The following is a 13,417-nucleotide window of genomic DNA, read 5'->3' as shown; positions in this document are numbered from 1 at the left end:
AAAAACTAGACATTCTTGGCTCTATTAACGGAGCATTTCTCTCGTCTCTCGCCTCTCGTCTCTCGTCTATTTTCTACATTTGGCGTCACTATGAGTGACGAAATTAAAGAAGAAACGAAAGAAAGAGTAAATCCGTTTTTAACGCCTGTCAAAATTATCGAGCCCAAGAACAAGCTCCCCGATTATACGTTTGATATGCTCCCCGAAGAACAGAAGGCTATTCTCCGGGAACACGGCTGGACCGAACTGATGCCTGTCCAGCGCAAATCCATCCCTTACATGCTCGCCGCCCGCGATATGCTCGTGCAATCGAAGACGGGTTCGGGCAAGACGGGCGCATACGCCCTCCCGCTTTTGCAGGTCATTGTCCGTGACCATCCGTATCCGCAGGCACTTATCCTCGTGCCGACTCGTGAACTTTGCATCCAGGTGCAAGAAGAATTCGAAAAGCTCTCCAAGGGTACGGGCATCAAGTCTGTCGCTATTTTTGGTGGCGTAAGCTACGAACCGCAAATCAAGGCACTCCGTTCCGGCGTACATGTCATTGTCGCTACCCCGGGCCGTCTCATGGACCACATCCAGCGCGGAAACGTAGACCTGCTTTCGATCCGCGACCTCGTCCTCGACGAAGCCGACGAAATGCTCTCGATGGGTTTCTACCCCGACATGCAGAAGATCCGCAAGTACTTGCCGAAGGCCATCTCCTGCACAATGTACAGCGCCACAATTCCGCAGACGGTCAAGAGCCTTGCCCGCGAATTCCAGCGTCCGGGTGCCGATTTCCTTTCGCTCAGCTACGACAAGGTCATCGCAAACAACCTCGAACACCGCTACTACACTTGCGACGTGATGGAAAAGGATTCCATGACCATCAAGGTTCTGGAATACTACAATCCTGAAAGCTGCATGATTTTCTGCAACTACAAGCGCGACGTAAGCTACCTCGAACAGGTGCTCTCCGGCTACGGCTTTGAAGTCGGCGCATTGAGCGGCGACGTGACCCAGAGCCTTCGCGAAAAGACGCTCAACGCATTCCGCGACAAGAAGCTCAAGATTCTCATCTGCACAGACGTTGCCGCCCGCGGTATCGACGTGGACCACGTGACACACGTGATCGTCTACGACCACCCCGCCGACCACGAAGTCTATGTGCACCGCAGCGGACGTACCGCCCGTGCAGGCCGCAGCGGTCTCTGCATCTCGCTCATCACGCCGGTCGAAGAAATCGACCTCCGCCAGACGGCCGTCGACTTCGGCATCAACTTCATCAAGATGGACCCGCTCACAAACGAAGAAATCGCGAAGAAGGTGAGTGAACGTACACGCGTCCGCCTCGAAGAAGTCCGCAAGCACTTCGGCGGTCAAAAAGCAACCGAACGCATCAGCCGCATGCTCCCGCTCGTTAAGGATCTCGCGAACGGCACGACCGACGACCAGATGCTACTTGCCTACCTGCTCGACAGATACGCATGGAGGAAACAGTAGGCAGTAGACAGTTATCAGTAGGCAGAATAAGTTAGGCGGCGCAGCCGCGATTATAAAACTTCCTACCGCCTACTTCCTACTTCTAACTTTTAAACCTCAAAGTGAGCAACGCGAGCGACCTCAAAGCGCGAAGCGCGAACTCAAAATCTCAAATGGCAAAGATCAAAGTAAAATCCGCAAAAGAAATAGAACTGATCCGCGATGCCGGCGCTCTCGCTGCCGAAACGCTGATCCGTGCGGGCGAAATGTGCAAGCCCGGCGTCTCCACGCTCGAAATCGATGAATTCATCGGCGACTACACGCGTAAACACAAGGGCATCTCCGCCTGCATGGGCTATCACGGTTATCCGCGTTATGCCTGCATCAGCATCAACGAAGTTGTCTGCCACGGCATCCCGAACGCAAACACCATCCTCAAGGATGGCGACATCGTGAACATCGACATCACGACGATCCTCTCCGGCTACCACGGCGATACCTCCGCCATGTTCTGCGTTGGTAAGGTCTCCGACATCGCCCGCGAACTCGTGGACACAGCCAAGTTCTGCATGGAAGAAGGCATCCGCGCTGCAGGCGAAAGAGGCGCCCACTGGAACGACATCGGCTGCGCCATCCAGGACATCGCCGATGAACACGGCTTCAGCGTTGTCGAAGACTACTGCGGTCACGGCATCGGTCGCGGCTTCCACGAAGAACCGACCGTCTACCACTTCCGCAACTACGAACGTTGCCCGTTCATTGAAATCGGTAACGTCTTTACGGTCGAACCAATGCTCAACGTCGGTCGCCCGGGCACAAAGACTCTCGCTGACGGCTGGACCGCAGTCACTCGCGACGGCTCTCTCAGCGCCCAGTGGGAACACACCGTCGTGAAGACCAAGGATGGCATTGACATCCTCACGCTTCCTAGATAGACGAAAGAACGGGCTTCGCCCTACAGACTAAAGACGAAAGAAATGTAAAAACGCCTCGCGCAATCCAATGCACGAGGCTTTTTACGTATAAAATCTTTTGATGTAATGTTTTACAATAGTATTTTACCAGCTCCTATTTCAAAAAAATCAAAAAAGAATAATTTAGTTGACATGAAAACAACAAAACTTTCTGCATTCTCCCTCTCCTTGCTGTTCAGTGCCGCCATGGCCACTGCAGCCGATACCGTAGGCAATTTCTTTGACGAAAACGGCGCTTACTATGGCCCGGACTGCGATAAAGAAAAAAACTATTCCGGCGCATACTACACCGGTAATTACGAAAGCCCGTTCAAGACCGTCTTGGGCAAGACCGACGAAGAAATCCAGGCAAAAATGGATCAGTTGTGGGACCACTACTTTAAGGGCGACAACAATTCCAAGGTCTATTACGACAAGGGCAACGAAGCTTACATTCTCGACGTGAACAACAGAGACGTCCGTTCTGAAGGCATGTCTTACGGTATGATGATTGCTGTGCAGACCGGCCACAAAGAAGAATTCGACAAGCTCTGGAACTGGGCCAAGAACCACATGTGGCACAAGAGCGGTGGCTGGGATGGCTACTTCGCTTGGCAGCGCAACGAAAGCGGCTCCGGCGGTGACGACAACTGCGCTCCGGACGGCGAAATGTATTTTATGATGTCGCTCCTCTTTGCAGCGAACCGCTGGAATGACAGCAAGTACATGGACGATGCCCAGTACATCTTGAAGAAGATGTGGGACAACGGCCAGCATAGCCTTTTCAACCCGCAACATTACGTTATCACGTTCCAGCCGCAAGGCAACGAAAACAACTTCTCCGACCCGTCTTACGACTTGCCAGCCTATGTCGATCTTTTCGCTCGCTGGTCCACCTCCAATCAGGATAAGTGGAGCAAGGCTGCAAAGGCAACGCGCGATCACTTGTACAAATCCTCAAACACGAAGTCCGGCTTGTTCTCGGATTACAACAACTTCGACGGTACTCCGCATGGCGTAAGCTACAATGGCAATGCCGAAAAGTACATGTACGATGCCATGCGTTGCGCTATGAACTTCGGTATGGACTACTACCTCTTCGGCGCTGATTCTGCTCGCCAAGAAGAAATGGCCCGCCGCATCATCGATTTCTTTGAAAAGGATGGCTACAAGCACGCTCGTTTCAACTGGGACGGCTCCAATCCGCAGGAACAGTACACGCTTGGCGAAACCGGCGCAAATGCCGTGGCTGCAATGGCTTTGATGAACGATTCGAAGTATAATGACGCCGTCAAGAAGAATCTCAAGATGGCTTGGGATGGAAACCTCATGACGGGTCAGTACCGCTACTACGATGGCTTGGTGCACTACCTCGCCATGCTCCACTTGAGCGGAACATTCAAGATTTGGAAGCCGAAGCCGGAAGTTACGGAAAAGGAAGTCACCGCCAACGAACACAACGGCGTCAAGATTGCAAAAGACACGACTTTCTATTCGTTTGAATCTTGCAAGCTTTACAAGGTGAACGCAAAGCCGGACAATGTTTCTATCTCTTCTAAGCCCAAGTTCAACAACTCCGTGAAGGTCTGGTCCAACAACAGCGCCATCGTCATTGAAAACGCTGTAACCGGCACCAAGTTCGCAATCACGGATATGAACGGCCGTGTGCTCAAGTCTGCAAAGACAAGCTCAGCCCTGCAAGAAGTCCGCATCAACAGCAGAGGCAACTTCCTCGTCATTGTTGGCGACAAGACTTACAAGGTCGTGAAGTAAAAAGATTTGCGATTTCGCAAGATTTTAAAAGGTGTGCAGCGATGCACACCTTTTTTGTTATTCTCGTGAAAAATTATATATTACAACCATCCAAAGTCATTCCTAATTCCGAACTCCTAAATCCTAATTAGCAAGTACCATGTCCTTTCTCAGCAACGCACGAGACAAAGCCATCGAGATGTTCTTCCGGCGCAATGACTTCATCAACAGATTTGGTGAAATCCAGAACGTCGATATCGACTCACTAGAAAATCAAGCAACCGTGACCATCCTTCTGCACGGAGAATTTACGCCGACCACACTTTGTGCACACTACTGTTTTGAAGATACAGAACAAGGTACAATGATTGTCATAAACAAAGTAGACAGTCCACGAACGCTGGTCAATGAAATCGCCGCTTGGTGGTTCAAAAACCATTCTATCAAGAAAGCACTCCCTAAGGGCACGGGTTTGTTCGCAAAAATTTTGTTCTAACCGCCACAGATGGAGCAATCATGGAAGAGCTACTTCAGAAAGCATTGAACAACGTCTCCTTCAGCGTCAACGCCGAAAAGCAGACGATGGACCTTACAGTCATTCCGCATGGCGAAACGACACCCATCTCGTTCCATTTAAACTACAAAATTGTCGAAAATGGCGAAAGAACCGAGTTTTTCATCACAAAAATCGCTTCAGATAGACTTTGGGTAGATGAAATTGTGAAATTGTGGTTAGAAAAGAGTAGTTTTAATTACATGATTCCCCCAAACCTCGCAGGAATTGTTAAAATGTTCTTGAAATAGAAGGAGGCTGCCATGTTAAACTTTAACGAATTCAAAAAAGACGAATCCAATTCCATTCAGGAAATGTTCAATTCGGTCGTCTTCAACCTGATTACGGATATTCCGGACTCGCTCCTCTGCCCCAACAGGGACCCCGATACGCGAGCCGATATTTTGATCAAGCAGGCAGCCCTCAAGGCCGCAGCCGTTAGCACCTCGCTTTCTATCCCGGCAGGTTTCACCGGAGTCCTCACCTCCATTCCGGACATAGCAGCAGTCTGGCGCATCCAGGCACAGCTTGTTTCCGATATCGCTTGCACATACGGCAAATTCGCGATGCTCTCCCGTGAAGCAATGGTCTGGTGCCTTTTCCGCCACAGTGCAGCCTCGCTCCTCCGCGATGTCGCCGTCCGCACGGGCAGCCGCATTGTCGTACAGAAGCTATCGCTTGCAGCCCTCCAGAAGCTGCTCCAGAAAATCGGAGTCAAGATTTCAGCAAACTTCCTCGGCCGAATCGCCCTCCGCGCAATCCCGGCCATTGGCGCCATCGGTAACGGAGCCTACACGTACTTCGACACAAACGAGGTCGGCAAGACGGCAAAATCTTACTTCAAGGCTCTCGAAGGCGTAGAAAAGCCGGAACTCGTCGAAAACGCCATCGACAAGGAATCTGAATCTGGCGATGATGGTGCAGATCAAAGCGCAAGCGGAGAAAACAGCGCTGAATCGACAGTACATAGTTCTGACGAAAACAACTAATCGTTTTCCTTTTTAACGGTCAGCGTTCCACAGTGAGCGTCATACATAAAATCTGTAAATTGATTAAAATGCAAGGGGCCTCTGAGCTCCTTGTGTTCGTTTTACTGTTTCTTTTTACGCTATCTTTTGCGGGCGAAAAAACGCCGCTGAACAACGGCATCGGCTACGACGGAACCTTCTACTACCAGGTCGCGCAAAATTTTACCACAGACTTCTGGACGACAGGCTACGACCGATTCCGCATTTTCCGTATTTTCCCATTTTTCCTGATAAATCTTTTTTTCTCGTTCTTTGACATCAAGCCTACGCTTGCAAACCTGATGCACTCCATGTACGTGCTCCATTTTTGCAATCTCGCCATTCTGATATTATTTTTCTTCAAGCTCACAAAGCTGTGCGCCTGGAAACAGACGACCTCGGCTTTAATCTTTGGGTGTTTCTTTTTCAATCATTTCATACTCAAAAACTGCGGCTACGAAATATTTCAGACGGACGCCTTCGCAAATACGATTTTCCTTGTGTCCTTTTATTATTTGCTGCGGCAAAAAAACATGCTGGCAATCGCCATTTCATTTTTGGGCATTTTTACATGGCCAACAGTCTCCTACATCATTTGGCTCCTTTACTTTTTCAATAAACCTTTTTCACAAGACGCACACTACCTAAAGATCCACACCGGGAAACTTCTCGCCCTAACGCTTCCGTTACTTTCTGTCGGAGCTGTTGCCGCGCTCTACCTGCTACACAAGCAGCAGCTTCTCGAAAGCATGCTGTTCATCCCTGCATCCCAGCCTTTACTCGTCGTAAACGCTATTGCCTGGAGTGCTTTCCTCTACATCGTCCTTCGAAACTGCGACGGCCACATCTACACCCCGTCCACATACGCCCGTGAATTTATCCGCCAGTCCCTGTGGAAAAAATTGGCGATGATCCTCATCCCCTTCATCGCAATCATTCTTTACCTCCACGCACATGCGAATGACAAATTCTTTTTTAGTGAAGTCGCATTTATCCTCCAAGCCTTTTTACGCCCGCTCAAGTATCCGTTCATCACACCGGTCTCGCATATCTGCTATTTCGGTATCTTGCCGCTACTTGTGATTTTTCTGTTCCGCGATTTTTCAAAGAACATTTTCAATCGGAGTCCCGGCTACGCACTTGCATTCCTCGTCTTCATGTTCTTTGCTATCGACAGCGAGGCTAGGCATATCATTCCGCTACTCCCTTTGATTCTTGTCCCGCTCGGCGACACCCTCGACAAAACAAACCTAAGCGCAAAGACTGTCGCAGCGTTACTCGCCTTGCAAATCGCCCTGAGTCATTTTTACATACCACTAAACATCGATGGATTTGCATATTCCCTTGTTATTAACGATTATTACGGAATATCCCAGCGCTATTTCATGAATTTGGGTCCTTGGATGTCATTTCGTTCACTTGCCATATGGACAGGAATCTCTATTGTAACGGGATTTTTAGTCTACCAGATTGTGCAAAAACGCAAATTTTACCCATTTTAGCCCTCATTTATACTATCAAATGAAAAACCGCCCTTGAGTTCCCCCCAAATTTTTCTATTTTTGGGCGCAACATTCAATAACATCAACTCCATTAGTGGAATAAAAATATGAAAGACATTCAGCAGCACAGAAATATTGGTATTTCTGCTCACATCGACTCCGGTAAGACAACTCTTACCGAACGTATCCTCTACTTCACAAAGCGTATCCACGCTATCCACGAAGTTCGTGGTAAAGACGGCGTCGGTGCCACGATGGACTCCATGGAACTTGAACGCGAACGCGGCATCACGATTCAGTCTGCCGCTACGTTTGCAAACTGGACTCACACCAAGACCGGTGAAAAGGACTCCATCAACATCATCGATACCCCGGGGCACGTGGACTTCACGATCGAAGTGGAACGTTCTCTCCGCGTGTTGGACGGTGCTATCCTCGTCCTCACTGGCGTTGAAGGCGTCCAGTCCCAGTCTATTACCGTTGACCGCCAAATGCGCCGTTACCATGTGCCGCGCGTCGTGTTCGTGAACAAGTGCGACCGCTCTGGTGCAAATCCGCTCCGCGTTGCAGTCATGCTCAAGGAAAAGCTCAACCACAAGCCGTGCGTCATGCAGATTCCTATAGGTTTGGAATCCAATCTTAAGGGCGTGGTCGACCTTCTCGAAATGAAGGCATACTACTTCGAAGGCGACAATGGCGACGACATGATCGAAAAGGAAATCCCGGCAGAACTCGTCGACCAGGCTAACGAATACCGTGAAAAGCTCGTTGACTGCTGCGCTGACTACAGCGACGAAGTCATGGAAAAGGCTATGGAAGGCGAATACGGTGTCGACCAGATCGACAAGAACCTCCTCAAGAAGGTCATCCGCGAAGCTACCATCCGTCTCGACATCACTCCGGTGTTCATGGGTTCTGCTCACAAGAACATTGGTGTCCAGAAGCTCCTCGACGGTGTTATCGACTTCCTCCCGTGCCCGACCGACGTTGAAAACAAGGCTCTCGACCTCGACAACAACGAAGCTGAAGTTGTTCTCAAGTCCGAAGACAACGCACCGCTCGTCTGCTACGCATTCAAGCTCGTGAACGACCGCTATGGCCAGCTCACCTACGTCCGCGTTTACCAGGGTACCCTCAAGAAGGGCGACATGATCACCAACATGGCAACCGGCAAGAAGGTTTCCGTTGGCCGTCTCGTCCGTATGCACGCTGACGAAATGGTGGATATCACCGAAGCCGGTGCAGGCGACATCGTTGCTCTGTTCGGTATCGACTGCGCATCCGGTACGACATTCACGGATGGCAAGAACCACTACAACATGACTTCTATGCACGTTCCTAACCCGGTTATCGAACTTGTTATTGAAGCCAAGAACCGTGACGACCTCGACAACATGTCCAAGGCCCTCAACCGCTTCACGAAGGAAGACCCGACGTTCCAGGTCGAAGTGGACAAGGAATCTGGTCAGACCATCATCAAGGGTATGGGCGAACTCCACCTTGACGTTTATATCGAACGTATGCGCCGTGAATACAAGTGCGACGTGACGACTGGTGCTCCGCAGGTTGCTTACCGCGAAACCATCACCCGCCCGGCCAAGTTCGACTACACCCACAAGAAGCAGACCGGTGGTTCTGGTCAGTACGCTAAGGTCGTCGGCGAAATGCGTCCGATGGCTGTCGAAGGCGACCAGGAAAAGGTCTACAACTTCGTCAACTCCGTCGTCGGTGGCCGTATTCCGAAGGAATACATCCCGTCTTGCGATAAGGGTTTCCAGAGCTGCATGGAAGCAGGTTCCCTCATCGGCTTCCCGGTTGTTGGTATCGAAATGGAAGTCCAGGATGGTGCATTCCACCCGGTCGACTCCTCTGATATGGCGTTCCAGGTTGCTGCCCGTATGGCCTTCCGCGAAGCTTTCGCTAAGGCAGGCGCTCAGATCCTCGAACCGATCATGAAGGTCGAAATCCAGACCCCGACCGAATTCCAGGGCGGTGTCGTGGGTAACGTTTCCCAGCGTCGTGGTAGCATCGTTGGTACTTCCGAAGAACTCGGCATGACCACGATTACTGCTGAAGTTCCGCTTTCCGAAATGTTCGGTTATGCTACGGACCTCCGTTCCATGACCCAGGGTAAGGCTGAATTCACGATGGAATTCTGCAAGTACCTCCCGGTTCCGAAGAACATCCAGGAAGAACTCATCAAGAAGTACGGCGACAAGGTCAAGGCAAGAGCCTAACACGACCGCTCGGGGCTAAAAGCAGGCTAAATAACTCCTTCAGCCCCTCGCTCTCGCTAAAAAGCTCCCGGTTAATACCGGGGGCTTTTTTATCGCTCACAAATACGACCGGAACGGCTAGACTTAAGTAAGAAATTACTTCACTGCCGTTCCTCTCGCAAGAAACCCTCGGTTAATACCGAGGGTTTCTTTTTGCTCACAGAAATGACCGCTCAGGTCTAAACGCAGGCAAAGAACCTCCGTCGGCCCCTCGCTCTCGCAAGAAGCTCCCGGTTCATACCGGGAGCTTCTTTTTGCTCACGAAATCCCCAAAAAGTCGAGATTTCTCGAAAGTTTAAAAGGCCTGCAACGGAAGTTGCAGGTCTTTTTGTTTGGGGTTAACACACACACAGTAATTCGTATAAAAGAAGAGTCCCGCAATGCTCTCACGGGACTCTCTTATAAACGTAACACTAGTAAGTTCTACTCCGCGATTCGATCCGGCATCCCGTCTCAGAACCAGAATTTACTTGTGCCACAAGAATAATATAGCACACGAATCGTAAGTGCGTACAAAATTTCTAAAAAGTTAAAATTCCTAAAAAGAACATTCCATATTGGATTATTAAATTGTTTTTTTTGTACATTAAATTGAGTATTCATGCAATATAAACGAAAACCCATGAAAGCAAGGAATTCATTTATGAAAAAAACAACATCTTTATTCGCACTATTCGCCCTTGCACTTACCGCGCTATATGGCTGTACAGATTCCTGTAACGATGTCGCTCATCCAGATAACAAGCTCGCAGAAATCCAGAAAACCGTCGGGAATTTCAAAAAAGGCAAGACCACCCATTACGTTCATTCCAACGGTTTCGAATTCGATCTAGCCGTTACGCAAGACTCCATCTACACGAAAAAGTTGAGAGATTTTTGCGTAGACGGTGTTGAAGAAACTCGTTCAGTTATACTTTCTTCAACCTACCCCATCATAAGCGTTGAAATAAACTTTTACGGAAGCGAATACACGACTCCAATGACGGTCCGCAACAGCGAAACCTCTTTTTACGTAGAACTAGAATCAGAACATTTACTTGATGAAGAAAACATTTCAACGTTAGACACAATTACATTCAACGGCGTAACTTACGATAGCGTTCTCGTGGTAAAAAATGATGACAAATCACGTCTCTATTTTTCAAAAAAGAAAGGGATCTTGAAACTTGAAATCTCGGATGACGAATATTTCACCATCAAGGAAGGAGGCGACAATGAATAAGATTCAGCAGAATGTACTAGCTCTTATTGCAGGCTCATTCCTATTAACTTCATGCGGGTTAAGCCTGGACGATGATTATGTCGGCGGAGATTTCGGAAAGCTTGTTCGGAAAGAACAGGAATGGAACGACTCGATTGATGTCATAGACAATATCGGAATCGAGGATAATTACAAACAACGTCTATACAGTCACAAAAACGAGAATTTCGATTTCAAAGCAAAAGGTTCCCTCAACGAAATCCATGTCGGCGCAAGAATCGAATGCAACAGCAACGGCGGGAACATGACCATATACTGCATCGAGCAGTTCCGCGATGAAAGCTGGCAATACGGTCCTGAAATCGTTTTCAAGAATCTCAAAGGAAACAAGATGACAAATGCGGACGGCTACACAGTCCGTATGCTCGATTCGCTGGAAATCGGCAAGAAAACTTACCGTGATGTATTGGAATTCGACGCTACTGAAGCCGAAAACAACGGTTGTAATTACGACAAGTTCTACATCTCTGCTGTAGACGGACTTCTTCGCATCGACTTGCTGGATTCAATTAAAATTGAAAGGCAATAGACGTACAACTAACGGCTAAGTTTAGCTTCTTTCCAGAGCTTTTGCAGGCCTTCTAGCCCCACGTCCTTAATTTCTTTACCCTGTTCTTTAACACGGCGCTCCACCTCGCGGAAGCGCCTTTCGAATTTATTGTTTGCGCGTTGCAAGGCAATGTTGGCGTTGAAACCGCAATGGCGAGCCACATTCACGAGGCTGAACATGATATCGCCGAATTCATCTTCCAGACGGTCCACGTTTGCATTCTCGGGAGTAATCTTTTCCATTTCGGCACGGAATTCTGCAAATTCCTCTTGAGCCTTGTCGAACACGGGAGCAGCCTCGCCCCAGTCAAAACCGACTTTTGCCACACGGCGAATAATGTCTTGCGAGCGCGCAAGCGTGGGCATGCTCTTACTGACTTTGTCCATAATAGACTCGCCAGCATGTTTTAAATTATTCTTTTCCTGCGCCTTGATGCGTTCCCAGCGGCGGCTCACGTCACTTGCCGTATCCACTTTAGCATCCCCAAACACATGCGGATGCCTGCGCACCATCTTTTCGCACAATCCCTGAATAACATCGTCAATCGTAAAGTCACCCTGTTCCTTGCACACCTGAGAATGGAATATCACTTGGAACAGCACATCGCCGAGTTCCTCGCACATGTGTTCCTTGTCGCCATCCTGTGCGGCATCGATAAATTCACAACTTTCTTCAACCAGATACGGCAGCAGTGAATGAGTGGTCTGCTGGCGGTCCCACGGGCAGCCATTCTCCGAACGAAGGCGAGCCATAATATCGACGAGATCATTAAACGAATATTTCATGTACACAAAGATAGAAAGTAAATGCGCCCCTTGTTTTTTCTTGACAAATTCTGTAAATTAGTAATACCGTTATTAGATTCTTAATTTTATCGTTTCTTATATCAACACAAGCTTTTATGGAAACGAAAACATACAACGAGCTGACACTAGAGAACTACCCTCACACATTACGAACTTCCAAGTACTGCCCCAAACAGCTCTTCTACAAGGGAACCCTCCCCACCGCTGATAAAATCGGCATAGCCATGGTTGGTACACGCCGTCCGTCCGCAAACGCCGAAGAACTTTGCCGCCGTCTCGTTTTCTCGCTCAAAGGGACAAACGCCATCGTCGTTTCAGGGCTAGCCCAGGGCATAGACAGCTATTGCCACCGTACAGCGCTCGATGCAGGCATTCCAACGATAGCCGTTCTAGCGCAAGGGCTAGACGCCAAAATCGAGGGAGAACGCAGCATTCTCGCGAGGCGTATTCTCGAAGCCGGAGGCGCCCTAATAAGCGAATACGAAGGCGACACACCAGCCTACAAGGGGAACTTCATCGCACGAAACCGCATCATCAGCGGGTTCAGCCAATCCACGCTCGTAGTGCAAAGCCGTAAAAAAGGAGGAGCACTCCTCACCGCGCAATTCTGTTTAGACGATGGGAAACTGCTCCTCGCCTGCCCCGGGAACTTCGACAGCGAACTCTACAGCGGCACAAACGCGCTCCTCGACAACGGTCGCGCAAAACCGGTATTCATCCCCGAAAGCTTGCGGTCAGTGGCCGGAATACCGCTCATCGAAGGCGCGAATATCGAAGATCTGAATGCATGCGGAGTGGAACTTTCAAGCGGGGCACAAAAGGTATTTAAGCGTTTTAACGGTTTTCGCAAAACATTTTCGGAACTTCAACAGGAATTTGACTTTAAGGCACCAGAACTTTTAGCTATATTGACGGAGCTAGAAATATCTGGTCTGGTTTCATCAAAAGACAACTTCCAATTCTATTTTAACGGAGCATAATTAGTTGCACATACGACTTATTATTGGAATTGCCACCGCGATTACATTCGCGTTCTTGGTCTTCCATTTGCTGTTCGGCAAGAACAGCATTCCGGAACAGCGTAGAATCACGAAGGAAATCGAACTCTACCAGAAAAAAATTGATTCTCTAGGTAAAGTTCTAGAGAATCGAGAACAGCTCATTCAGAAATTAAAGAGCGATTCCCTCTACAAGGAAGAAATACTTCGCACCCACTATGGCATGAGCCGCGAAAACGAGAAAGTATTTCAGCTGGTGAAGTGATGATTTGTAGGAAGTAGTCGGTAGGAAGTA

At 49.0% G+C, this 13,417-nt stretch carries 13 protein-coding genes; 12 read left to right on the top strand and 1 reads right to left on the bottom strand.

Translation table 11 applies throughout. The features are described 5' to 3' along the window. The first annotated feature begins 90 nt into the window (after positions 1–90). From B7990_RS01360 to B7990_RS01315, 10 genes are all read left to right on the top strand, one after another. Positions 91–1,485: a DEAD/DEAH box helicase gene (locus B7990_RS01360; protein ID WP_088639273.1), complete on the top strand. Its 1,395-nt coding sequence runs from the start codon at positions 91–93 to the stop codon at positions 1,483–1,485. A 152-nt stretch (positions 1,486–1,637) separates the two neighbouring features. Further along, positions 1,638–2,399 (top strand): type I methionyl aminopeptidase, encoded by a 762-nt coding sequence (map, locus tag B7990_RS01355; RefSeq protein ID WP_088639272.1) that lies wholly within the window; start codon positions 1,638–1,640, stop codon positions 2,397–2,399. A gap of 171 nt (positions 2,400–2,570) precedes the next feature. Further along, complete coding sequence (locus tag B7990_RS01350) at positions 2,571–4,190, top strand: glycosyl hydrolase family 8 (protein ID WP_088639271.1); 1,620 nt, start codon at positions 2,571–2,573, stop codon at positions 4,188–4,190. A gap of 139 nt (positions 4,191–4,329) precedes the next feature. Next, a complete protein-coding gene (locus B7990_RS01345; protein WP_088639270.1) occupies positions 4,330–4,665 on the top strand; it encodes a hypothetical protein in 336 nt (111 codons plus the stop codon). 20 nt (positions 4,666–4,685) lie between these two features. Further along, positions 4,686–4,973, top strand: coding sequence for a hypothetical protein (locus tag B7990_RS01340; protein ID WP_088639269.1), 288 nt, complete (start codon positions 4,686–4,688; stop codon positions 4,971–4,973). A gap of 12 nt (positions 4,974–4,985) precedes the next feature. Beyond that, positions 4,986–5,711 carry an EcsC family protein gene (locus tag B7990_RS01335; protein WP_254917265.1) on the top strand — a complete coding sequence of 242 codons (726 nt, stop codon included), beginning with the start codon at positions 4,986–4,988 and terminating at the stop codon, positions 5,709–5,711. Between the two features lie 92 nt (positions 5,712–5,803). Further along, positions 5,804–7,231 (top strand): hypothetical protein, encoded by a 1,428-nt coding sequence (locus B7990_RS01330; protein WP_088639268.1) that lies wholly within the window; start codon positions 5,804–5,806, stop codon positions 7,229–7,231. 107 nt (positions 7,232–7,338) lie between these two features. Then, positions 7,339–9,468, top strand: a complete 2,130-nt coding sequence (gene fusA / locus B7990_RS01325) for an elongation factor G (protein WP_088639267.1) — start codon at positions 7,339–7,341, stop codon at positions 9,466–9,468. Between the two features lie 682 nt (positions 9,469–10,150). Continuing rightward, positions 10,151–10,729 (top strand): hypothetical protein, encoded by a 579-nt coding sequence (locus B7990_RS01320; protein ID WP_088639266.1) that lies wholly within the window; start codon positions 10,151–10,153, stop codon positions 10,727–10,729. Further along, positions 10,722–11,297 carry a hypothetical protein gene (locus B7990_RS01315; RefSeq protein WP_088639265.1) on the top strand — a complete coding sequence of 192 codons (576 nt, stop codon included), beginning with the start codon at positions 10,722–10,724 and terminating at the stop codon, positions 11,295–11,297. The genes B7990_RS01320 and B7990_RS01315 overlap by 8 nt, the downstream gene beginning before the upstream one ends. Positions 11,298–11,305: 8 nt before the next feature. On the opposite strand, the gene mazG is transcribed toward B7990_RS01315, so the two are convergent. Beyond that, positions 11,306–12,103 (bottom strand): nucleoside triphosphate pyrophosphohydrolase, encoded by a 798-nt coding sequence (mazG, locus tag B7990_RS01310; protein ID WP_088639264.1) that lies wholly within the window; start codon positions 12,101–12,103, stop codon positions 11,306–11,308. 116 nt (positions 12,104–12,219) lie between these two features. On the opposite strand from mazG, the gene B7990_RS01305 reads away from it, so the two are divergent. Then, entirely contained in the window at positions 12,220–13,104 is an 885-nt protein-coding gene (locus tag B7990_RS01305) for a DNA-processing protein DprA (protein WP_088639263.1), read from the top strand. 4 nt (positions 13,105–13,108) lie between these two features. Further along, the gene (locus B7990_RS01300; protein ID WP_088639262.1) at positions 13,109–13,387 is read left to right on the top strand and encodes a septum formation initiator family protein; all 279 of its coding nucleotides are present in this window, start codon (positions 13,109–13,111) and stop codon (positions 13,385–13,387) included. Positions 13,388–13,417: the final 30 nt, after the last annotated feature.

Origin of the sequence: Fibrobacter sp. UWB4 (assembly GCF_002210345.1) — a bacterium.
Taxonomy (GTDB): Bacteria; Fibrobacterota; Fibrobacteria; order Fibrobacterales; family Fibrobacteraceae; genus Fibrobacter.
Note: the sequence above shows the minus strand (reverse complement) of the source record. Positions and strands in the feature narration are given on the sequence as shown.

What these genes read in the sequence shown, in the direction of transcription:
- B7990_RS01360 (WP_088639273.1), top strand. Translation starts at nt 91, where the DNA reads ATGAGTGACGAAATTAAAGAAGAAACGAAAGAAAGAGTAAATCCGTTT.
- map (WP_088639272.1), top strand. Translation starts at nt 1,638, where the DNA reads ATGGCAAAGATCAAAGTAAAATCCGCAAAAGAAATAGAACTGATCCGC.
- B7990_RS01350 (WP_088639271.1), top strand. Translation starts at nt 2,571, where the DNA reads ATGAAAACAACAAAACTTTCTGCATTCTCCCTCTCCTTGCTGTTCAGT.
- B7990_RS01345 (WP_088639270.1), top strand. Translation starts at nt 4,330, where the DNA reads ATGTCCTTTCTCAGCAACGCACGAGACAAAGCCATCGAGATGTTCTTC.
- B7990_RS01340 (WP_088639269.1), top strand. Translation starts at nt 4,686, where the DNA reads ATGGAAGAGCTACTTCAGAAAGCATTGAACAACGTCTCCTTCAGCGTC.
- B7990_RS01335 (WP_254917265.1), top strand. Translation starts at nt 4,986, where the DNA reads ATGTTAAACTTTAACGAATTCAAAAAAGACGAATCCAATTCCATTCAG.
- fusA (WP_088639267.1), top strand. Translation starts at nt 7,339, where the DNA reads ATGAAAGACATTCAGCAGCACAGAAATATTGGTATTTCTGCTCACATC.
- B7990_RS01320 (WP_088639266.1), top strand. Translation starts at nt 10,151, where the DNA reads ATGAAAAAAACAACATCTTTATTCGCACTATTCGCCCTTGCACTTACC.
- B7990_RS01315 (WP_088639265.1), top strand. Translation starts at nt 10,722, where the DNA reads ATGAATAAGATTCAGCAGAATGTACTAGCTCTTATTGCAGGCTCATTC.
- mazG (WP_088639264.1), bottom strand. Translation starts at nt 12,103, where the DNA reads ATGAAATATTCGTTTAATGATCTCGTCGATATTATGGCTCGCCTTCGT.
- B7990_RS01305 (WP_088639263.1), top strand. Translation starts at nt 12,220, where the DNA reads ATGGAAACGAAAACATACAACGAGCTGACACTAGAGAACTACCCTCAC.